Origin of the sequence: Streptococcus sp. C300, assembly GCF_000187645.1 — a bacterium.
GTDB classification, from domain to species: Bacteria; Bacillota; Bacilli; order Lactobacillales; family Streptococcaceae; genus Streptococcus; species Streptococcus oralis_CQ.
This window is the reverse complement of record NZ_GL732466.1, coordinates 46,971-66,361: the sequence shown is the minus strand read 5'-3', so window position 1 is coordinate 66,361 and position 19,391 is coordinate 46,971. Positions and strand designations below refer to the sequence as shown.

The following is a 19,391-nucleotide window of genomic DNA, read 5'->3' as shown; positions in this document are numbered from 1 at the left end:
GCAGAATTTCAGCTGATTTGACTCAAGATAGTATTTTAGTTGGCGAAAAACGAAATGAAAACACAATCACCAATAGCGTTCAAGACGTTACCCCTACTGGTCTCTTGATTGACAACCTTCCTTTCATCTTGATGATTGGTCTTGGTTTGGCTGGATTTGTTGTTTTGTCTAAAAAACGCAGACAAGCTTAAACAAGTGGTTTGACTTATGAAAATCAAGCGTGAGAAACCAAAAAGGAGTTTGTCTAGGCGTCTGGTCCTTGCTGTAGATGCATTGATGAATCATATCTTGCTCCTCTTGGCAGCCTTAGTCTTTCTCTTTGGTTTCTACGCCCTTTGGGATGCCAATCAGGTCTATTCTCAGGCTTCGTCTAGTGAGTATGAAGCCTATAGACCTGTTAGTACCAGTGAGAAGGATGAGCTTGCTAGTTTTTCTGGCTTTCACAAGCTACAGCAAGTCAATCCAGAGGTTCTCGGTTGGATCAATGTCTATGGCACCAATATCGACTATCCCTTAGTTCAAGCCAAAGACAATGAAAAATACCTGAACAAGGATTCCAAGGGAGAATTTGCAGCTACAGGGGCTATTTTCCTTGAGGCTCGAAATGAATCCAAGTTCGAAGACTTTAATACCATCATCTACGGACACCATGTAGAAAATGGGGTTATGTTTGGAGATGTAGCAAAGTTTTCTGATAAGGAATTCTTTGACCAGCATCGCTACGGCAGTATTTACTATAATGGCGTTGAAAAAGGTCTTGAAATCTTTGAAATGCTCGAGGTGGACGCCTATGACTTTAACATCTACGATCCAGGTATTAATGGGGATGATCGGCGCCAAGAATATATCGATCACTTACTCTCGGTTGCCATTCACAAACGAGACATTACACTGGGGCCAAATGACCATATCATCCTTCTCAGTACCTGTTTCCTAGACGTAACAAATGGGAGACATATCGTAGTTGCCAAGATTACGGATACAGTTCCAAAGAACACCTTCCATACGAAAAAATCAAAACCATTCCCTTACAGCGTCTTTGATGATTCGTCGCTCGGACGATTTCTCTCATCGATTCCTTTGTGGATATGGTATATCATCTTATTTATCTTGCTCTTGCTATTGATCTTCTTGCTCATCATCCTCTACTTGATCTTGCGTCGTAGAAGAGAAGCAAAGGAAGAAGGGGCAGATACCATTACTGACTAAACTACCAATAAAAGAGAAAGGGACAGCCTCTCTTGCTCTTTTATTTTCAAGGCTAGAAAGGAGAAAGAAGGAAATATGAAAACAAGTACGAGTCACAAAACCATAAAGGTCATTCTATCCCTCTTTCTAGCTTTTTTCTGTCTTTTTACAGCTGATAGAGTCCTTGCGAGTGACTACGATCATTATAATCCCATTGAAAAGGATGCCAGTAGTACGGGCTTTGAAACCTTGCAACACCTCAACAAGGATGTTTGTGGTTGGATTAGCCTCGATGGGACCAAGGTAGATTATCCCCTCTTGCAGAGTCAGGACAATGTCAAATACCTTGATCGCAATGCTTTTGGCGATTATACTGTGTCAGGTTCTATATTCCTAGACTATCGTTTTAACCCCAACTTTACAGACTTTAACACCATCATCTATGGTCACTCCATGGCTTCTGGTGCTATGTTTGGGGAGATTCAAAAATTTGTGGATCAAGATTTTTTTGACAAGCATCGCTATGGCTCTATCTACTACAATGGTCGAGAACGTGGTCTGGAGATTTTTGGGATTTTAGAAGTAGATGCCTATGACACGGAGATTTACCGTACTTTGAGTTCCAACGATGAGGAACACCAGGCTTACTATCAATATCTGCTAAGTAAAGCCAAGTACAAGCGAGATGTCTCCTTGACCTCAACGGACAAGATTGTTTTGTTAAGCACCTGTTTCCTTAATATTACCAACGGAAGACATATCCTCTTAGCTAAAATAACGGATGTACCAGTAAAAGCAGCCCAGGATAAAAGTGGGGAAGCAGTAGGAACACGCTATTTTGACCAAGGGATTCCAACGCATTGGATTTATATCCTTGCCTTTCTTCTCCTGATTATCGTTATTTTGCTCCTTGTTGTGATCATCCTAATCATGAGGCGAGATAGAAAGACAAAAGAACAAAAGAAATAGTAGACGTCGGAAGCGTTTACTATTTTTGTCTTTCATGATAGAATAGATAGTGAAAATAATAACATAAGGATGATAACATGAAAAAAGCCATATTAATGATGACCTTTGGATCTCCCGAGGAGATTAGTTTTGAAGGAGTAGCAGAATTCTTTACAAACATTCGTCGTGGAGTTAGACCCCGAGACCCCGAGATTCAGACTCTCTATGACAACTATGTCCTTATCGGTGGGACGCCCTTGCAGCGGATTACACGTGAGGAGGTTGATTTAGTCAAGGAACGTTTAGGCGAGGAGTACGGTATCTACTTTGCCAACAAATTTTCTCGTCCCTTTATCCCAGACGTGATCAAGCAGATGGAAGCTGATGGTGTTGAAGAATGTATCTGCTTGATTTTGGAACCTCATTATTCTTTTTACTCAGTCATGGGGTATGAAAAGTTTCTGGAAAGCCAGCAGATCCGATTTTTAGTTATTAAGGACTGGTATCAACAACAGGCTTTGTTGGACTTTTGGACAGATGAGATTAGAAAAATTTTACGAAACCATGTGGGAGAAGAGTCTTTCAAGGTGATCTTTTCAGCCCATAGCGTCCCCATTTTTGCCTTGGATTATGGAGATCCTTATATCGATCAGATTTTCGATAATAGCAAGCTAATTGCTGAACAACTCGGCCTAACAGCCGACCAGTATACCAATACTTGGCAGAGCGAAAGCGATATTGGAATCCCTTGGATCAAGCCAGATGTCTTAGAATATTTACGAGAACAAAAGCAACATCCAGAGCATTATATTTTTGTCCCGATTAGCTTTATCAGTGAGCACATCGAAGTCTTGTTTGATAACGATGTGGAATGTTATGAGTTGTGTCAAGAATTAGGTGTCACCTACCATCGTCCACCTATGCCCAATACAGATAGCCGTTTAATTGACGCTTTAGTTGCTACTGTACGAGCCAATGAAGACAAAGAATTTAAAGCTTTTCTCCCAGAAGAAGAAACCTTCGATGAGTTAGCGCCTTCGGCAACTACAAAGGACATCATGGAGGAGACAGACGACCTTCAGATGCCAGAATTTGTCAAAAAACTCATTGAGAAAAAAGGCCGTGAAAATGTGAAGATGCCTTACTTGATTAAGAAAATGCTCGAAAAGGCTGGGAAGTTACCAAAAGAGTAAAGAAAAAAGGATTTAGCTTTAAGCTAAATCCTTTATCTGTTTTATTTTTTCTCAAGAAGAGCTTTGATTTCTTGAAGAACTTCAAGTTCAGTTGGAGCAGCAGGTGCTTCCTCAACCACTTCCTCTTTCTTACGAAGGTTTTGCGCTTTTTCCATAGCTTTAATAACGAAGAAAAGCACAGTACCTACAACGAGAAAGTTGATAATAGCACTCAAGAATTTACCATATGTAACACCATTCCATGCAAGCTCAGCGATGTTTTGTACTTTCGCAGCTTCCAAAGCTGGGTTCAATAGAAGTGGAGTGATGATATCGTTAACAAATGAAGTAACGATAGCACCAAATGCAGAGGCAATGATCACACCGACAGCAAGGTCAACGACATTACCACGAAGCAAGAATTCTTTAAGATCCTTTAACATTTTCATAAATTCCTTTCCTAATTTATTATATCCTAAATTGTGACAAAAAGCAACTTGAACGCTCAAAGTGGTCAGTTGTTCCCTTTAAAAATATAGATTTTACTGAAAATATAGTTTAAAATGATGATCAAGATTTGTGCTAGAATAGTTTCAATCGTATTAACCCTATCTATATTAAATTCGACAAACTGGCCAATAATATCAGGGAAAGTTGTAACAAAGATATAAGTTAAAAGAACGTCAAGACCAAGAGTAGAAAGACGAGCTAAGAAAAACTTAGCCAGGCGGGTTGGCCAATTCCTTCTCTCTTGTTTAAAGACGATTGTATCATTTGTGAGAAAGGCAAAGAGAATCCCGATAATATTTGCGAGGGCAGTTGCGAGGATTTCCTGGTGGCTGATATGGTAAATAACCAAACGTGATACAATAGAAACCAGAGTAGTAGCGCCACCAAAAAAAAGATAGGCAAGGATTTCATTATCAAAGAAAGCTTTTATTTGATTTTTCATGATTTTAGTATAGCATAAAGTCATATATTGTGCTATACTGGTAAGGTTGATAACCTCAACCCTTGGTGCTTAGCTTCTTTCACCAAGCATATTTTACGCGGGAAACCGCTAAAGGAGAAAACATGAAAAAATTAACTGTTCGTGACATGGCAGACATCGCTATCGTTGCTGCGATCTATGTAGTTTTGACTATTACGCCACCAATCAATGTTCTTAGTTTTGGGGCGTATCAGTTCCGTATTTCAGAAATGTTGAATTTCTTGGCCTTTTACAACCCTAAATATATCATCGGTGTGACAATTGGATGTATGATTGCTAATTTATTTAGTAGTTTTGGCCTAATAGATGTCTTTGTCGGTGGAGGTTCTACCCTAGTTTTCCTTAGTCTAGGGGTATTGCTCTTTGCAAAATACAGCAAAGATTACCTCTTTAACGGATTGATTCGAAAAGATCATTTCTTCTTTTCAATCCTCTTCTCCATTTCAATGATTACCATTGCAGCTGAACTCCATATCTTGACAGAAGCTCCCTTCTTCTTCACATGGTTCTCTACTGGAATTGGTGAGTTTGCATCACTTATAGTGGGAGCGATTTTGATTGGTAAATTGGGACAGCGAATCGATCTAACAAAATAAGAAGTTTATAAGCTAGATTCTTGCTAAATCTAGCTTTTTTCATTCCATAAAATTAAAAGAGAGCGCTTGACAAGAACATAGAACTATAGTATACTTTTTAGGTAAGCTGATTTAGCTCAGTTGGCAGAGCGCATCCATGGTAAGGATGAGGTCGCCGGTTCAATCCCGGCAATTAGCATTAAATAGATACAAAAACCCTTATTTACAAGGGTTTTTGTTATGTCTGCCCCAAATTTTTCAAAGATATTTCTTATGCACCTGTATAAATGAAGCAAAGAGTTTTGGCTGTTGACAAAAGTGACTCTATCTAGTAGAATAGTAGATGCGATGAGTCGATAGGCAGTCTTCGGACTGCTATTGAGCATAAGGAGGTCATAACGCAGGAGCGGACCTTGATGAGTTGTGTGAACCTGCTCATCACATGAAGATGCCTCTTAGTCCCTGGTCAATGACTAGGGATTTTTAATTTTCAGAAAATATAACCCAAAAATGCTTTTCAATTTCTGGAAAAAGTAGTATAATACATCTATTATAGAAATTTTTAGAAAATTCCGAAAGAGGTTATTTATGGGATATACAGTTGCTGTAGTCGGCGCGACAGGTGCTGTCGGAGCTCAGATGATAAAAATGTTGGAAGAATCAACACTTCCAATCGATAAAATTCGTTACCTTGCTTCTGCACGTTCAGCAGGCAAGACTTTGAAATTTAAAGACCAAGATATTACGATTGAAGAAACGACTGAGACCGCTTTTGAGGGTGTTGATATTGCACTCTTCTCAGCAGGTGGTTCGACATCAGCTAAGTATGCACCATACGCAGTTCAAGCTGGAGCTGTAGTAGTAGATAACACATCTTATTTCCGTCAAAATCCAGATGTTCCTTTGGTTGTTCCAGAGGTCAATGCTCATGCACTTGATGCCCACAACGGGATTATTGCCTGCCCTAACTGTTCAACAATCCAAATGATGGTGGCTCTTGAGCCAGTTCGTCAAAAATGGGGCTTGGATCGTATCATCGTTTCAACTTACCAAGCAGTCTCTGGTGCAGGTATGGGAGCGATTCTTGAAACACAACGTGAACTTCGTGAAGTCTTGAATGATGGTGTGAATCCACGTGATTTGCATGCGGAAATCTTGCCTTCAGGTGGTGACAAGAAACACTATCCTATCGCCTTTAACGCTCTTCCGCAAATCGATGTCTTTACTGACAATGATTACACTTACGAAGAGATGAAAATGACTAAGGAAACGAAGAAAATCATGGAAGATGATAGCATCGCAGTGTCTGCAACCTGTGTTCGTATTCCAGTTTTGTCAGCTCACTCTGAGTCAGTTTATATTGAAACAAAAGAAGTGGCTCCAATCGAAGAAGTGAAAGCAGCTATCGCAGCCTTCCCAGGTGCAGTTCTTGAAGATGATGTAGCTCATCAAATCTATCCACAAGCCATCAATGCAGTTGGTTCACGTGATACCTTTGTTGGTCGTATCCGTAAAGACTTGGATGCAGAAAAAGGAATCCACATGTGGGTTGTTTCCGATAACCTTCTTAAAGGTGCTGCTTGGAACTCAGTTCAGATTGCAGAAACGCTTCACGAACGTGGATTGGTTCGTCCAACAGCTGAGTTGAAATTTGAATTAAAATAGTCATATCGTTTAGGAGTTCAGATGAACTCCTTCTTTGAAATAGAGAGGTGTTTCTCATGTCTTATCAAGATTTAAAAGAGTGTAAAATCATCACAGCCTTTATTACCCCTTTTCATGAGGATGGTTCCATCAACTTTGATGCCATTCCAGCCTTGATTGAGCATTTATTGGCCCATCACACAGACGGCATTCTTCTAGCTGGAACGACTGCTGAGAGTCCGACCTTGACCCACGATGAAGAGTTGGAACTCTTTGCGGCTGTACAAAAGATTGTCAATGGACGCGTTCCTTTGATTGCGGGTGTAGGTACCAATGATACCCGAGACTCGATTGAGTTTGTCAAAGAAGTAGCAGACTTTGGTGGCTTCGCTGCTGGACTTGCTATCGTACCATACTACAACAAACCTTCTCAAGAAGGCATGTATCAGCACTTTAAAGCGATTGCAGATGCTTCTGACCTACCGATTATCATCTATAACATTCCAGGGCGTGTAGTTGTTGAATTAACTCCAGAAACCATGCTTCGTTTGGCTGATCATCCAAATATCATCGGTGTTAAAGAATGTACCAGCTTGGCCAATATGGCTTACTTGATTGAACACAAGCCAGAAGAATTCTTGATTTATACAGGTGAAGATGGAGATGCCTTCCATGCCATGAACCTTGGTGCGGATGGGGTTATTTCTGTTGCCTCCCATACAAATGGAGATGAGATGCACGAGATGTTCACTGCCATTGCAGAAAGCGATATGAAGAAAGCTGCAGCTATTCAGCGTAAATTCATTCCTAAAGTCAATGCCCTCTTCTCTTATCCAAGTCCTGCTCCAGTTAAGGCAGTTTTGAACTACATGGGATTTGAAGCGGGGCCAACTCGTCTACCTCTTGTTCCAGCACCAGAAGAAGATGCCAAACGCATCATCAAAGTTGTTGTAGATGGTGACTACGAAGCAACTAAGGCAACCGTAACAGGTGTCCTTAGACCAGATTACTAATAAAGACATTAAAATCCATGACCGAATGAATGATCATGGATTTTTCTTATTTTCCTAAACAGAATTGGCTAAAGAGTTGGGTGATGAGTTCATCAGGAGCTGCATCACCTGTGATTTCTCCGAGAATTTCCCAAGTACGAGTCAAGTCAACTTGAAGCAAATCAACTGGCATCCCCAGTTCCAGACCTTGGTTAACAGCTTGTAGGCTTTCAACGGCCTTTTCAATCAAGGAAATATGACGGGCATTTGACAAGTAAGTAGCATCTTGCTCAACCAAGCCAGCATTTTCAAAGAAGAGGTCGTTAATACGCTCTTCGATTTTATCAATGTTTTGATTTTTAAGAACTGAAATACGGATGATATCTTCTGGTAGTTCCGAAGTTTCAATCGCTTCAGGAAGATCCGTTTTATTAAGTAGAATAATGCGGTTGGTAACTTGGCTGATTTCTAAGAGTTGGCGATCTTGGGCGGTCAGTGGTTCACTGGCATTTAGTACTAGTAGTACCAAGTCAGCTTCCTTGAGGGCTTTTCTAGAACGTTCGACACCGATTTGTTCCACGATATCATCTGTATCCCGGATACCGGCTGTATCAATCAATTTGAGAGGAACCCCGTTGATGTTGACGTATTCTTCGATGACATCACGGGTGGTACCAGCGATGTCCGTTACAATAGCCTTGTCTTCACGAAGGAGATTGTTGAGAAGACTGGATTTCCCAACGTTGGGACGTCCGATGATGGCAGTTGAAATTCCCTCACGAAGGATTTTACCACGACGAGCTGTTCTAAGGAGATTGGTTAGCAATTGTTCAAACTCCATAGTCTTCTCGCGGACAACAGCAGTAGTAGCTTCCTCAACATCGTCGTACTCAGGATAGTCGATATTGACCTCTACTTGGGCAAGCGTATTGAGGATTTCTTGGCGAGTATTATTGATAAGATCAGAAAGGGAACCATCTAGTTGTTTGACTGCAATATTCATGGCCTTATCTGTCTTAGCACGGATGATGTCCATCACTGCCTCAGCCTGTGTCAAGTCCACGCGACCGTTTAGAAAGGCGCGTTTGGTAAATTCACCAGGTTCTGCCAACCGAGCTCCTTCACGGATAGCTAGTTGGAGAATTTCATTGGTTACCGCAATCCCGCCGTGGGTGTTAATCTCGATAATATCCTCACGAGTGAAGGTCTTCGGAGATTTCATGGCCCCAACCATAACCTCATCCATGACCTTACCAGTTTGAGGGTCAATGATGTGACCGTAGTTGAGGGTATGGCTTGCAACCTTGCTCAAGTCTTTTCCTTTAAAAATCTTTTGCGCAATGGCAAAACTATCTGTTCCGCTCAGGCGGACAATACCAATGGCTCCTTCACCTAGTGGAGTAGAGATAGCAGCGATGGTATCAAATTCACGTGTAATCATACTATTTCCTTTTGTATTTCTTTTCTTAGGATAGGTATCCAAGCATCTCTTCAAATTGTAACAAAATTAGACTATTTCTTCAATGGATGCTACTTGGAGATTGAAAAAGCCTAAGCAATTCTGCTTAAGCTGGATTATTTGGTGCGCATTTCCCCTTGAGGGAAGTAGGTTCCTTCTGGCATGTCGTTGATGATGACATGAACGGCTGATTGAGGGGCTCCAGTATTACGAACAACAGCTTCCGTTACTTCCTTAGCAAGAGCTTTCTTTTGCTCGAGCGTGCGTCCTTCAAATAAATCGATGCGTACAAATGGCATAATAGCTTCCTCCACTAGTTTTTGATTTCTTCTATTTTACCACATTTTGCCGTTTAAAGCTTCAGAAAATTATGATATACTAGAATGTAGCAAAAATTTAGAAATGGACGTGAATTAGAAGCATGGCACAGTTGTATTATCGTTATGGGACCATGAACTCTGGTAAGACGATTGAGATTCTCAAGGTGGCCTATAACTACGAGGAGCAAGGAAAGGGAGTTGTGATTATGACTTCGGCTCTGGATACGCGTGACGGTGTCGGCTATGTATCCAGTCGGATTGGTATGAAACGCCCAGCCATTGCGATTGAGGAAGCGACGGATATCTTTGGCTATATTCGAGACTTACCTGAAAAACCTTACTGTGTGCTAGTTGATGAGGCTCAGTTTCTCAAGCGTCACCATGTTTACGACCTAGCTCGTGTTGTGGACGAGCTAGACATACCTGTCATGGCTTTTGGTTTGAAGAATGACTTTCGCAATGAATTGTTCGAAGGTTCAAAATACCTCTTGCTCTTAGCAGACAAGATTGAAGAAATCAAGACCATCTGTCAGTATTGTAAGAAAAAGGCGACCATGGTGTTGCGCACGCACGATGGTGTACCAGTCTATGATGGAGAACAAATTCAGATCGGTGGAAATGAAACCTATATCTCAGTCTGCCGTAAACATTATTTTGCCCCTGAAATCAATAAGGAGAATGAAGAAAAATGAACATCTATGATCAACTACAAGCTGTAGAAGACCGTTATGAAGAATTAGGAGAATTGCTGAGTGACCCAGATGTGGTGTCTGATACCAAGCGTTTCATGGAGCTTTCGAAAGAAGAGGCTTCTACTCGTGATACAGTAACAGCCTACCGTGAGTACAAACAAGTCCTTCAAAACATCGTTGACGCCGAAGATATGATTAAGGAATCAGGCGGAGATGCGGACTTGGAAGAAATGGCCAAGCAAGAGCTCAAAGATGCCAAGGCTGAAAAAGAAGAATACGAAGAGAAATTGAAAATTTTGCTCCTTCCAAAGGATCCAAACGATGATAAGAACATCATCCTTGAAATCCGTGGAGCAGCTGGTGGAGATGAAGCAGCACTATTCGCTGGGGATTTGCTAACCATGTACCAAAAGTATGCGGAAGCCCAAGGCTGGCGCTTTGAAGTCATGGAAGCTTCTATGAATGGTGTGGGTGGTTTCAAAGAAGTGGTTGCTATGGTATCAGGTCAATCAGTTTACTCTAAACTTAAGTACGAATCAGGTGCCCACCGTGTGCAACGTGTCCCCGTGACAGAAAGCCAAGGTCGTGTACACACTTCAACTGCGACAGTTCTTGTCATGCCTGAAGTGGAAGAAGTTGAATACGATATTGATCCAAAAGACCTTCGTGTTGACATTTACCACGCATCTGGTGCTGGTGGACAGAACGTAAATAAGGTTGCGACTGCCGTGCGTATCGTTCACTTGCCAACCAATATCAAGGTTGAGATGCAGGAAGAACGTACCCAGCAGAAGAACCGTGAGAAGGCCATGAAAATCATTCGTGCGCGTGTTGCTGACCATTTTGCTCAGATTGCTCAAGATGAACAAGACGCTGAGCGAAAGTCAACAATCGGTACTGGTGACCGTTCAGAACGGATCCGTACTTATAATTTCCCTCAAAACCGTGTCACAGACCACCGTATTGGCTTGACTCTCCAAAAACTAGATACTATTTTGTCTGGTAAATTGGATGAAGTTGTGGATGCCTTGGTTCTTTATGACCAAACACAAAAATTAGAAGAATTAAACAAATAATGAAATTAGCTCAATTATTTTCAGATTTTGAAGAAGAGTTGATAAGACAAGGAGAGGAAGCAGAAAGCCTCTCTTTTGTCTATCGTAGCTTAAAAAATCTCTCTTTTACAGACTTTGTCTTTGCCCTCCAGCAAGAGGTAACAGAGGCCGAAAAACAATTTGTAGAAGAAATTTTCCAGCAGTTAGCGTCCCATAAACCAGCTCAGTATATCATCGGACAGGCAGATTTCTTTGGAATGCAGTTAAAAGTGGATGAGCGGGTTTTGATTCCTCGTCCAGAAACAGAAGAGTTGGTAGAACTTATCCTGGCCGAAAATCCTGAGGATAAGCTTAAGGTCCTAGATATCGGGACTGGAAGTGGCGCCATAGCTCTTGGATTAGCTAAAAACAGACCGGATTGGTCAGTGACAGCAGCAGATATTTCCCAAGACGCCTTAGAGCTTGCATCAGAGAATGCTAGAAATCAAAATCTTAATATATTTTTTAAAAAATCTGATTGTTTTGCAGAAATTTCTGAAAAATATGATATAATTGTATCCAATCCACCCTATATCTCTCGTGAAGATGAGTCAGAGGTCGGTTTGAATGTTTTACATTCGGAGCCTCATCTAGCTCTCTTTGCAGATGAGGATGGCCTAGCTATTTACCGCAGAATTGCGGAAGATGCAAAAGACTATCTCACAGATGGTGGTAAGATTTATCTTGAAATTGGATACAAGCAAGGTCAAAGTGTTCCTGCGCTTTTTAGGAAATATCTTCCTGAAAAACGGGTACGAACACTCAAGGACCAATTTGGTCAAGATAGGATGGTTGTAGTTGATGATGGACAGGATTAGACAAGAGTTGGAAAAGGGCGGAGCTGTTGTTTTGCCTACAGAGACAGTTTATGGTCTCTTTGCTAAGGCCTTAGACGAAAAAGCTGTCGACCATGTTTACAAACTCAAACGTCGTCCTAGAGATAAGGCACTCAATCTTAATGTCGCTTTTCTAGAGGACATCTTGCACTTTTCAAAGAATCAGCCAACTTATCTACAAAAGCTTGTAGAGGCCTTTTTACCGGGTCCCTTGACCATTATCCTCGAAGCCAATGACCGAGTTCCCTATTGGGTCAACTCTGGTCTTGCAACTGTCGGATTTCGGATGCCGAGTCACCCCATTACACTTGATTTGATTCGAGAGACAGGTCCTTTGATTGGGCCGTCTGCCAATATCTCGGGTCAGGCGAGTGGCGTGACCTTTGCTCAAATTCTAGAGGATTTTGACCAAGAGGTTTTGGGACTGGAGGACGACGCTTTTCTAACTGGACAGGATTCGACGATTTTGGATTTGTCTGGAGACAAGGTGAAAATCTTACGCCAGGGGGCGATTAAGCGAGAAGATATTCTTGCACAGTTGCCAGAGATTTCTTTTGAGGAGGAATGAGATGCTAAGAAATTTGCAAGAAACAGATGTGAATGCTATATGTGAGATTAACCAAGAGGCTTTGGGCTATTCTTTTAGTTCAGAGGACACAGCTAGTCAACTAGCTAGACTGTCTCAGGATTCTCATCATTTCCTACTTGGCTATGAGGATGAGGTCAGCCATGTCCTACTTGGATATGTCCATGCTGAGGTCTATGAATCCCTCTATTCCAAAGCAGGATTTAATATCTTAGGCTTAGCGGTTTCACCTCAAGCACAAGGGCAAGGTATCGGTAAAAGCTTACTGCAAGGGTTGGATCAAGAAGCAATAAGACGTGGTTATGAGTTTATCCGCTTAAACTCTGCCAATCACCGTCTGGGTGCTCATGCATTTTATGAAAAAGTTGGTTATACTTGTGATAAAGTGCAGAAACGGTTTATTCGCATCTTTTAGTTTATTTTCTTTCTTGTAAAAACGAACTAAAGGACCAGTCACACTATAAAGGAGAAGACCTATGATTTTTGACAAAGATGATTTTAAAGCATACGATGCTGATCTCTGGAATGCTATTGCCAAAGAAGAAGAACGCCAACAAAACAATATTGAGTTGATTGCTTCCGAAAATGTAGTTTCCAAGGCTGTTATGGCAGCTCAAGGGTCTATCTTGACGAATAAATACGCTGAAGGTTACCCAGGACGCCGTTATTATGGTGGAACTGATGTGGTAGACGTGGTAGAAACTCTAGCTATTGAACGTGCAAAAGAAATTTTCGGTGCTAAATTCGCCAATGTCCAACCTCACTCAGGAAGCCAAGCCAACTGTGCAGCATATATGGCTTTGATTGAGCCTGGTGACACTGTAATGGGAATGGATTTGGCAGCAGGTGGACACTTGACCCACGGAGCTCCAGTTAGCTTCTCTGGTCAAACCTACAACTTTGTTTCTTACAGTGTTGATCCTGAAACGGAACTCTTGGACTTTGATGCTATCTTGAAACAAGCCCAAGAAGTAAAACCAAAACTAATCGTAGCAGGTGCTTCAGCCTATTCTCAAATTATCGACTTCTCAAAATTCCGTGAAATCGCAGATGCTGTTGGGGCTAAGCTTATGGTCGATATGGCCCATATCGCTGGTTTGGTGGCAGCTGGTCTTCATCCAAGCCCAGTGCCATACGCTCATATCACCACAACAACGACCCACAAAACCCTTCGTGGACCTCGTGGTGGTTTGATCTTGACAAATGATGAAGAACTTGCTAAGAAAATCAATTCAGCTATTTTCCCTGGTATTCAAGGTGGACCTTTGGAGCATGTTGTCGCTGCTAAGGCTGTTTCCTTCAAAGAAGTTTTGGATCCAGCTTTCAAGGAATATGCTGCTAATGTTATCAAGAACAGCGAGGCTATGGCTAGTGTCTTCTTGCAAGACCCTGATTTCCGCATCATTTCTGGCGGGACTGAAAACCACCTCTTCCTTGTTGATGTAACCAAGGTTGTTGAAAACGGAAAAGTTGCTCAAAACTTGCTGGATGAAGTTAATATTACCCTAAATAAAAATTCAATCCCTTACGAAACTTTGTCACCATTCAAGACAAGTGGGATTCGTATCGGATCTGCAGCCATCACTGCACGTGGATTTGGTGAAGAAGAAAGCCGTAAAGTGGCTGAGCTCATCATTAAAACCCTTAAGAATGCAGAAAATGAAGCTTTCTTAGAAGAAGTGAGAAGTGAAGTCAAAGCGTTGACAGATGCCTTCCCATTATACGAGGACTAAAATTTTTATGGATATCTATATTAAGAAAGCTATTATCCATCAGTTCAGTCCGGATGATACCGAGCTGTTCTTAGCGGATAAGTTTCTCAATATCACTCCAAAAATCGAAGAATACCTGCGTAAAAAAATCGAACGCGTCTATTCAGATGAAGCCAAGACTGGGATTTTCGAAGAAGAAAATCCCTTCTTCAATCACATCACAGATGATTTGTTGGAGACATCAGTAACACTGGCTAATCTCTGGAAAGAGGAGTTCAGCATTTCTGAAAATCTCAAGACCAATGACTTGGTTTTTGTTCAGTTTTCTAAAGAAGGCGTTGAACATTTCGCTTTTTTGCGAATTGCTCTACGTGAGACCTTGACTCACCTTGGTGGAGAAGTTGATAATCCAATCAAGCTAACTCAGAATAACCTTCCTGGATTTGGAACGGGAGCTGACGAGGCCTTGGTGGTTAATCTTCAAAGTCGCAAGTATCATCTCATCGAAAAACGCATCAAGTACAATGGGACTTTCTTGAACTATTTTTCAGAAAATCTCCTAGCTGTTGCTCCCAAGATTTCACCAAAGAAATCCATCAAGGAATTGGAAAAAACAGCCCAGAGAATTGCTGAATCTTTTAACACAGATGATTTTCAATTTCAATCCAAGGTCAAATCAGCGATTTTCAACAATCTTGAAGAAAGCAATGAACTGTCACCTGAAAAATTGGCTAATGACCTTTTTGACAACAATCTGACAGCTCGCTTGAGCTTTATCGACCAAGTCAAGGAAGCTGTACCAGAACCAGTCCAGTTTGATGAAATTGATGCCAGTCGCCAATTAAAGAAATTTGAAAACCAAAAACTTTCCTTGTCAAATGGAATTGAGCTCATCGTTCCCAATAACGTCTATCAAGATGCGGAATCGGTCGAGTTTATCCAAAATGACAATGGAACCTATTCTATCTTAATCAAAAATATCGAGGATATTCAAAGTAAATAATGTTTAAATTTATAAGAAGAGTGCTTGTGCTAGCAGTCTTCCTTTTTGCAGGATACAAAGCTTATCATATCCATCAGGATGTTAAACAAGTCATGACCTACCAACCCATGGTGCGAGAAATCTTGAGCGAAAGAGATACTCCAGCCAATGAAGAGTTGGTGCTCGCCATGATTTATACCGAAACGAAGGGTAAAGAGCGAGATGTCATGCAGTCTAGTGAGTCTGCTAGTGGCGCTACCAATACTATCAAAGACGATGCTTCTAGTATTCGCCAAGGGGTTCAGACTCTAACCGATAACCTCTATTTGGCACAGAGCAAAGGAGTAGATGTCTGGACCGCCGTTCAAGCCTATAATTTTGGACCTGCCTATATCGACTTTATTGCTCAGAATGGTAAGGAAAATACTTTGGCCCTAGCCAAACGTTACTCCCGAGAAACGGTCGCTCCAATTCTTGGTAATACTACAGGGAAGACCTACACCTATATTAACCCTATTTCTATCTTTCACGGTGCCGAACTCTATGAAAATGGTGGAAATTATTACTACTCGAGACAGGTTCGCTTTAATCTCTATATTATGAAATTCTTTAATTTCTTCTAAACATCTGGTTTGACCAGGTGTTTTTCACTATAAGCTTTTTTTAAGATTGTTTTATTACCCTAGAAAGGTAAAGGAGGGAATACCCCATGAGAAAGAAATTCTTTCTAACAAGTGCTGCAATATTGTGGGCCGCAACAGCTATGACGAGCGTCCACGCAGCAACTGATGTTCAAAAAGTAATCGATGAAACCTATGTACAACCTGAATATGTTCTAGGTTCTTCTCTATCTGAAGACCAGAAAAATCAAACTCTTAGCAAACTTGGCTATGACGCATCAAAAGACACCAAAGATATCAAAACTATGACACCTGATATCTATTCGAAAATTATGAATGTTGCTAATGATGCTAGCCTACAGCTCTATTCGTCAGCTAAGATTCAAAAGCTGGGGGATAAGTCGCCTCTAGAAGTCAAGATTGAAACGCCTGAAAATATCACAAAGGTGACGCAGGATATGTACCGTAATGCAGCAGTGACCCTGGGAGTTGAGCATGCCAAAATCACAGTTGCAGCTCCCATACCAGTTACAGGTGAGAGCGCCCTAGCTGGGATTTACTACTCATTAGAGGCCAATGGTGCTAAAGTACCGCAAGCCAATAAAGACCTAGCCCAAGAAGAACTAAAAGCCTTGTCCGATATCAATGCTGAAAACAAGGACAAGTCAGGCTACGATGCCAATAAGCTCAATGCGGCTATGACAGATATCAAAGCAGGAATCGCAAAGGCAAAAGAAGCCAAAGGAAATCTGACAGAAGAAGATGTTCGCAAAATTGTAGAAGACACGCTAAAAAACTACAAACTCGATCAGGTTATAACAGGAAACCAGGTCAATATCATCATCAATTTTGCGCTCAACCTCTCAAAGAGTGACATCTTGAAAAATGCTGATTTTACTAAAACCCTAAATGATCTCAAACAAAGCATCGTTTCCCAAGCTGGTGATAGTTTTAAAAATATCAACCTCAACTTTGATGCCAATAAAGCGCTAGAAGAGGGGGGCAACTTCTTTAGCTCTCTTTGGCAAGCCATTGTCAACTTCTTCAAGAGTTTTGGTGCTTAGGTCATTTCATGATATAATAGATGGTAACAGAAATGTTGCCGTCTTTTTTTGTCGGCCGATAGAAAGTGAAAAATATGTTAAAGAAAAATGATATTGTAGAAGTTGAAATTGTTGATTTGACTCATGAAGGTGCAGGGGTTGCTAAGATAGAAGGTTTGGTTTTCTTTGTAGAAAATGCTCTACCAACTGAGAAAATCCTCATGCGTGTCCTCAAAATCAATAAAAAGATTGGCTTTGGGAAAGTGGAAGAATACCTTATCCAGTCACCACACCGTAATCAAGATCTAGATCTGGCTTACCTGCGTTCAGGAATTGCGGATCTAGGTCACCTTGCCTATCCAGAGCAGCTCAAGTTTAAAACCAAGCAAGTCAAAGACAGTCTCTACAAGATTGCTGGCATTAGAGATGTAGAGGTTGCTGAAACACTTGGTATGGAACATCCAATCCAGTATCGAAATAAGGCACAGGTGCCCGTTCGTCGAGTGAATGGTGTCTTGGAAACTGGCTTTTTCCGTAAAAATTCGCACGACCTCATGCCTCTTGAAGATTTCTTCATCCAGGATCCTGTCATTGACCAAGTCGTAGTAATTCTTCGAGATTTGCTTCGTCGTTATGATTTGAAACCTTATGATGAAAAGGAACAGTCTGGCTTGATTCGAAATCTTGTGGTGCGACGTGGGCACTATTCAGGGCAAATCATGGTTATCTTAGTGACTACACGTCCTAAAGTTTTCCGAGTGGAGCAGTTGATTGAACAACTTATCAAGCAGTTCCCAGAGATTGTATCTGTCATGCTAAACATCAATGACCAGAATACCAATGCGATTTTTGGTAAGGAGTGGAAGATTCTTTATGGTCAAGACTATATTACGGACCAGATGTTGGGAAATGACTTCCAAATCGCTGGCCCAGCCTTTTACCAGGTCAATACAGAAATGGCAGAGAAACTTTATCAAACGGCCATTGACTTTGCGGAGTTAAAAGCAGATGATGTGGTGATCGACGCCTACTCAGGGATTGGAACGATTGGCCTCTCTGTTGCGAAACATGTTAAGGAAGTCTATGGAGTTGAGGTCATCCCAGAAGCAGTTGAGAATAGCCAGAAGAATGCTGCATTAAACAATATCACAAATGCCCACTATGTCTGCGACACAGCTGAAAATGCCATGAGGAATTGGCTCAAGGAAGGTATCCAACCAACCGTTATCTTGGTTGATCCTCCACGCAAGGGCTTGACCGAGAGCTTTATCAAAGCAAGCGCTCAAACAGGAGCAGACCGCATTGCTTATATCTCTTGTAATGTCGCAACCATGGCGCGTGATATCAAACTCTACCAAGAGTTAGGATATGAGTTGAAGAAAGTCCAGCCAGTGGATCTTTTTCCTCAAACGCATCATGTTGAGTGTGTGAGTTTGTTAGTGAAACGCAGTTAAACCTCAAAAGGTTCACCCAAACCTTTTGAGTCCCACAGACGCATCATGTTGAGTGTGTAAGCTTGTTAGTGAAACGCAGTTAATCCTCAAAAGATTCACCCAAACCTTTTGAGTCCCACAAACGCATCATGTTGAGGCGGTATCACTGCTTGTACGAGCTGAGGTATCAGCGAAGTAGAAGTAGATGCTCCGCCCATGGGATAGGACTCGTAGAATGAGGAGGGAAACCGACGAAATGATACGGTAAGTCCGAACCGCTGAGTGCATGGCTCTGCTCTTTCGATCTGAGACAGTCGAAAAGTAGAAGGGGATGGTATTGGTATCAATCAATGAGTAACAAAGTAACAGCATGATTCGAAACATTTGCTTGTAATTTCCGGAGGAACATCAATATGGATGGAATAACAAAAGATTCTATAAAAACGGCTAAATTAATAAAACAATTATGGCCCCAATTGACCGATAAAGAAGCTTTTGATGAAGTAAAAAAATATACGAATGGCAAAAATACTGCAATCTTTACTGAAGTTGAAGGTGACACAATTGTAGGTCTAGCACTATGTTCACTCAGATTTGATTATGTTGAAGGTTGTAAATATAGTCCTGTTGGATTCTTAGAAGGGATTATTGTCGACGAGGAATATCGTTTAAAGGATATTGCTAAAAATCTCTGTACAAAATGTGAGGAATGGGCGAAAAATAAAGGGTGTAAGGAATTTGCAAGTGACTGTACTTTAACGAATACGGATTCTATAAGATTTCATCTCAATATTGGATTTCAAGAGGTAAATAGAATTATTCATTTTAAGAAGATATTATAATTTCAGAACGTGGTCAAAATTTATGTATCTTTAGGAAGTGTGAAAAAATGGACGGACTACGAATTACTTTTCATTAGTTAAGAATATAGTAATGTTGTAAAGTTAATCGAGGAGTTATTGATGGAGTTTATTAGTAGGATAGCCATAAATAAAGGCTGGTCAGATGATAAAAATATTGTGTGACAGATCAAAATCAGCAAAATATTTCTTGCGTATTTCTGATAAAGAGAAGTTAGATTCTAAGAAAATTGAATTTGATATA

At 41.1% G+C, this 19,391-nt stretch carries 22 protein-coding genes, 1 tRNA gene, 2 pseudogenes and 1 riboswitch; of the genes and pseudogenes, 20 read left to right on the top strand and 5 right to left on the bottom strand.

The window, feature by feature from the left end; translation table 11 throughout:
* The 4 genes and pseudogenes from HMPREF0849_RS00365 to hemH form a co-directional block, all read left to right on the top strand.
* Positions 1 to 191: pseudogene (locus HMPREF0849_RS00365) on the top strand (phosphate-transport permease PitB); the annotation flags it as partial.
* 16 nt (positions 192 to 207) lie between these two features.
* Positions 208 to 1,209 carry a class B sortase gene (gene srtB, locus HMPREF0849_RS00360; RefSeq protein ID WP_000695087.1) on the top strand — a complete coding sequence of 334 codons (1,002 nt, stop codon included), beginning with the start codon at positions 208 to 210 and terminating at the stop codon, positions 1,207 to 1,209.
* A 75-nt stretch (positions 1,210 to 1,284) separates the two neighbouring features.
* Complete coding sequence (gene srtB / locus HMPREF0849_RS00355) at positions 1,285 to 2,157, top strand: class B sortase (protein ID WP_000858432.1); 873 nt, start codon at positions 1,285 to 1,287, stop codon at positions 2,155 to 2,157.
* Between the two features lie 77 nt (positions 2,158 to 2,234).
* Entirely contained in the window at positions 2,235 to 3,329 is a 1,095-nt protein-coding gene (gene hemH / locus HMPREF0849_RS00350; protein WP_000709223.1) for a ferrochelatase, read from the top strand.
* Between the two features lie 41 nt (positions 3,330 to 3,370).
* Here the strand turns inward: hemH and mscL are convergent, their stop codons facing one another.
* Together mscL and HMPREF0849_RS00340 are read right to left on the bottom strand one after the other, a co-directional pair.
* On the bottom strand, positions 3,371 to 3,751 hold the full coding sequence (gene mscL, locus HMPREF0849_RS00345; RefSeq protein ID WP_000910206.1) for a large conductance mechanosensitive channel protein MscL: 381 nt from the start codon (positions 3,749 to 3,751) through the stop codon (positions 3,371 to 3,373).
* Between the two features lie 71 nt (positions 3,752 to 3,822).
* The gene (locus HMPREF0849_RS00340) at positions 3,823 to 4,260 is read right to left on the bottom strand and encodes a GtrA family protein (RefSeq protein WP_002874529.1); all 438 of its coding nucleotides are present in this window, start codon (positions 4,258 to 4,260) and stop codon (positions 3,823 to 3,825) included.
* Positions 4,261 to 4,288: 28 nt separating this feature from the next.
* Positions 4,289 to 4,385, top strand: a riboswitch (PreQ1 riboswitch).
* Between HMPREF0849_RS00340 and HMPREF0849_RS00335 the strand changes: the two genes are divergently transcribed.
* The 4 genes from HMPREF0849_RS00335 to dapA all read left to right on the top strand — a co-directional run bounded on the left by HMPREF0849_RS00335 (position 4,383) and on the right by dapA (position 7,531).
* Positions 4,383 to 4,895, top strand: coding sequence for a QueT transporter family protein (locus HMPREF0849_RS00335; RefSeq protein ID WP_000737303.1), 513 nt, complete (start codon positions 4,383 to 4,385; stop codon positions 4,893 to 4,895). Its footprint overlaps the riboswitch before it by 3 nt.
* A gap of 105 nt (positions 4,896 to 5,000) precedes the next feature.
* Positions 5,001 to 5,073 (top strand) — tRNA-Thr (locus HMPREF0849_RS00330).
* Between the two features lie 389 nt (positions 5,074 to 5,462).
* Entirely contained in the window at positions 5,463 to 6,539 is a 1,077-nt protein-coding gene (locus tag HMPREF0849_RS00325; RefSeq protein ID WP_000542494.1) for an aspartate-semialdehyde dehydrogenase, read from the top strand.
* Positions 6,540 to 6,595: 56 nt separating this feature from the next.
* Positions 6,596 to 7,531, top strand: coding sequence for a 4-hydroxy-tetrahydrodipicolinate synthase (gene dapA / locus HMPREF0849_RS00320; protein WP_000121600.1), 936 nt, complete (start codon positions 6,596 to 6,598; stop codon positions 7,529 to 7,531).
* Between the two features lie 46 nt (positions 7,532 to 7,577).
* Here dapA and mnmE read toward each other — a convergent pair whose 3' ends face one another.
* Both mnmE and HMPREF0849_RS00310 read right to left on the bottom strand, forming a co-directional pair.
* Positions 7,578 to 8,951 (bottom strand): tRNA uridine-5-carboxymethylaminomethyl(34) synthesis GTPase MnmE, encoded by a 1,374-nt coding sequence (gene mnmE / locus HMPREF0849_RS00315; RefSeq protein WP_000632732.1) that lies wholly within the window; start codon positions 8,949 to 8,951, stop codon positions 7,578 to 7,580.
* 134 nt (positions 8,952 to 9,085) lie between these two features.
* The gene (locus HMPREF0849_RS00310) at positions 9,086 to 9,268 is read right to left on the bottom strand and encodes a 4-oxalocrotonate tautomerase (protein ID WP_001117401.1); all 183 of its coding nucleotides are present in this window, start codon (positions 9,266 to 9,268) and stop codon (positions 9,086 to 9,088) included.
* A 122-nt stretch (positions 9,269 to 9,390) separates the two neighbouring features.
* On the opposite strand from HMPREF0849_RS00310, the gene HMPREF0849_RS00305 reads away from it, so the two are divergent.
* The 10 genes from HMPREF0849_RS00305 to rlmD all read left to right on the top strand — a co-directional run bounded on the left by HMPREF0849_RS00305 (position 9,391) and on the right by rlmD (position 18,308).
* Positions 9,391 to 9,981 carry a thymidine kinase gene (locus HMPREF0849_RS00305; RefSeq protein WP_000068117.1) on the top strand — a complete coding sequence of 197 codons (591 nt, stop codon included), beginning with the start codon at positions 9,391 to 9,393 and terminating at the stop codon, positions 9,979 to 9,981.
* Positions 9,978 to 11,057, top strand: coding sequence for a peptide chain release factor 1 (gene prfA / locus HMPREF0849_RS00300; RefSeq protein ID WP_001028812.1), 1,080 nt, complete (start codon positions 9,978 to 9,980; stop codon positions 11,055 to 11,057). Before HMPREF0849_RS00305 ends, prfA begins: the two co-directional genes overlap by 4 nt.
* The gene (gene prmC / locus HMPREF0849_RS00295; protein ID WP_000761867.1) at positions 11,057 to 11,893 is read left to right on the top strand and encodes a peptide chain release factor N(5)-glutamine methyltransferase; all 837 of its coding nucleotides are present in this window, start codon (positions 11,057 to 11,059) and stop codon (positions 11,891 to 11,893) included. Before prfA ends, prmC begins: the two co-directional genes overlap by 1 nt.
* Positions 11,877 to 12,479, top strand: a complete 603-nt coding sequence (locus tag HMPREF0849_RS00290) for an L-threonylcarbamoyladenylate synthase (RefSeq protein ID WP_000969272.1) — start codon at positions 11,877 to 11,879, stop codon at positions 12,477 to 12,479. The genes prmC and HMPREF0849_RS00290 overlap by 17 nt, the downstream gene beginning before the upstream one ends.
* 1 nt (position 12,480) lies before the next feature.
* Positions 12,481 to 12,912 (top strand): GNAT family N-acetyltransferase, encoded by a 432-nt coding sequence (locus HMPREF0849_RS00285; RefSeq protein ID WP_000945728.1) that lies wholly within the window; start codon positions 12,481 to 12,483, stop codon positions 12,910 to 12,912.
* Between the two features lie 61 nt (positions 12,913 to 12,973).
* A complete protein-coding gene (gene glyA / locus HMPREF0849_RS00280) occupies positions 12,974 to 14,230 on the top strand; it encodes a serine hydroxymethyltransferase (protein WP_000575506.1) in 1,257 nt (418 codons plus the stop codon).
* Positions 14,231 to 14,237: 7 nt separating this feature from the next.
* On the top strand, positions 14,238 to 15,212 hold the full coding sequence (locus tag HMPREF0849_RS00275; protein ID WP_000356115.1) for a nucleoid-associated protein: 975 nt from the start codon (positions 14,238 to 14,240) through the stop codon (positions 15,210 to 15,212).
* Complete coding sequence (locus HMPREF0849_RS00270) at positions 15,212 to 15,814, top strand: lysozyme family protein (RefSeq protein WP_004240129.1); 603 nt, start codon at positions 15,212 to 15,214, stop codon at positions 15,812 to 15,814. Before HMPREF0849_RS00275 ends, HMPREF0849_RS00270 begins: the two co-directional genes overlap by 1 nt.
* 86 nt (positions 15,815 to 15,900) lie before the next feature.
* Positions 15,901 to 16,875 carry a DUF1002 domain-containing protein gene (locus HMPREF0849_RS00265; RefSeq protein WP_001227371.1) on the top strand — a complete coding sequence of 325 codons (975 nt, stop codon included), beginning with the start codon at positions 15,901 to 15,903 and terminating at the stop codon, positions 16,873 to 16,875.
* Between the two features lie 74 nt (positions 16,876 to 16,949).
* The gene (rlmD, locus tag HMPREF0849_RS00260; RefSeq protein ID WP_000914542.1) at positions 16,950 to 18,308 is read left to right on the top strand and encodes a 23S rRNA (uracil(1939)-C(5))-methyltransferase RlmD; all 1,359 of its coding nucleotides are present in this window, start codon (positions 16,950 to 16,952) and stop codon (positions 18,306 to 18,308) included.
* Between the two features lie 126 nt (positions 18,309 to 18,434).
* On the opposite strand, the gene HMPREF0849_RS10460 is transcribed toward rlmD, so the two are convergent.
* Positions 18,435 to 18,671: a hypothetical protein gene (locus tag HMPREF0849_RS10460; protein WP_156798252.1), complete on the bottom strand. Its 237-nt coding sequence runs from the start codon at positions 18,669 to 18,671 to the stop codon at positions 18,435 to 18,437.
* Positions 18,672 to 18,700: 29 nt separating this feature from the next.
* Here HMPREF0849_RS10460 and aac(6') point away from each other — a divergent pair, with 29 nt between their 5' ends.
* Positions 18,701 to 19,129 carry an aminoglycoside 6'-N-acetyltransferase gene (aac(6'), locus tag HMPREF0849_RS00255; RefSeq protein ID WP_000348724.1) on the top strand — a complete coding sequence of 143 codons (429 nt, stop codon included), beginning with the start codon at positions 18,701 to 18,703 and terminating at the stop codon, positions 19,127 to 19,129.
* Between the two features lie 120 nt (positions 19,130 to 19,249).
* Positions 19,250 to 19,391: pseudogene (locus HMPREF0849_RS10620) on the top strand (phosphotransferase family protein); the annotation flags it as partial.

Bases quoted from the DNA above. Each gene is read 5' to 3' on its own strand.
- srtB (WP_000695087.1), top strand. From the start codon at position 208: ATGAAAATCAAGCGTGAGAAACCAAAAAGGAGTTTGTCTAGGCGTCTG.
- srtB (WP_000858432.1), top strand. From the start codon at position 1,285: ATGAAAACAAGTACGAGTCACAAAACCATAAAGGTCATTCTATCCCTC.
- hemH (WP_000709223.1), top strand. From the start codon at position 2,235: ATGAAAAAAGCCATATTAATGATGACCTTTGGATCTCCCGAGGAGATT.
- mscL (WP_000910206.1), bottom strand. From the start codon at position 3,751: ATGTTAAAGGATCTTAAAGAATTCTTGCTTCGTGGTAATGTCGTTGAC.
- HMPREF0849_RS00340 (WP_002874529.1), bottom strand. From the start codon at position 4,260: ATGAAAAATCAAATAAAAGCTTTCTTTGATAATGAAATCCTTGCCTAT.
- HMPREF0849_RS00335 (WP_000737303.1), top strand. From the start codon at position 4,383: ATGAAAAAATTAACTGTTCGTGACATGGCAGACATCGCTATCGTTGCT.
- HMPREF0849_RS00325 (WP_000542494.1), top strand. From the start codon at position 5,463: ATGGGATATACAGTTGCTGTAGTCGGCGCGACAGGTGCTGTCGGAGCT.
- dapA (WP_000121600.1), top strand. From the start codon at position 6,596: ATGTCTTATCAAGATTTAAAAGAGTGTAAAATCATCACAGCCTTTATT.
- mnmE (WP_000632732.1), bottom strand. From the start codon at position 8,951: ATGATTACACGTGAATTTGATACCATCGCTGCTATCTCTACTCCACTA.
- HMPREF0849_RS00310 (WP_001117401.1), bottom strand. From the start codon at position 9,268: ATGCCATTTGTACGCATCGATTTATTTGAAGGACGCACGCTCGAGCAA.
- HMPREF0849_RS00305 (WP_000068117.1), top strand. From the start codon at position 9,391: ATGGCACAGTTGTATTATCGTTATGGGACCATGAACTCTGGTAAGACG.
- prfA (WP_001028812.1), top strand. From the start codon at position 9,978: ATGAACATCTATGATCAACTACAAGCTGTAGAAGACCGTTATGAAGAA.
- prmC (WP_000761867.1), top strand. From the start codon at position 11,057: ATGAAATTAGCTCAATTATTTTCAGATTTTGAAGAAGAGTTGATAAGA.
- HMPREF0849_RS00290 (WP_000969272.1), top strand. From the start codon at position 11,877: ATGATGGACAGGATTAGACAAGAGTTGGAAAAGGGCGGAGCTGTTGTT.
- HMPREF0849_RS00285 (WP_000945728.1), top strand. From the start codon at position 12,481: ATGCTAAGAAATTTGCAAGAAACAGATGTGAATGCTATATGTGAGATT.
- glyA (WP_000575506.1), top strand. From the start codon at position 12,974: ATGATTTTTGACAAAGATGATTTTAAAGCATACGATGCTGATCTCTGG.
- HMPREF0849_RS00275 (WP_000356115.1), top strand. From the start codon at position 14,238: ATGGATATCTATATTAAGAAAGCTATTATCCATCAGTTCAGTCCGGAT.
- HMPREF0849_RS00270 (WP_004240129.1), top strand. From the start codon at position 15,212: ATGTTTAAATTTATAAGAAGAGTGCTTGTGCTAGCAGTCTTCCTTTTT.
- HMPREF0849_RS00265 (WP_001227371.1), top strand. From the start codon at position 15,901: ATGAGAAAGAAATTCTTTCTAACAAGTGCTGCAATATTGTGGGCCGCA.
- rlmD (WP_000914542.1), top strand. From the start codon at position 16,950: ATGTTAAAGAAAAATGATATTGTAGAAGTTGAAATTGTTGATTTGACT.
- HMPREF0849_RS10460 (WP_156798252.1), bottom strand. From the start codon at position 18,671: ATGTTTCGAATCATGCTGTTACTTTGTTACTCATTGATTGATACCAAT.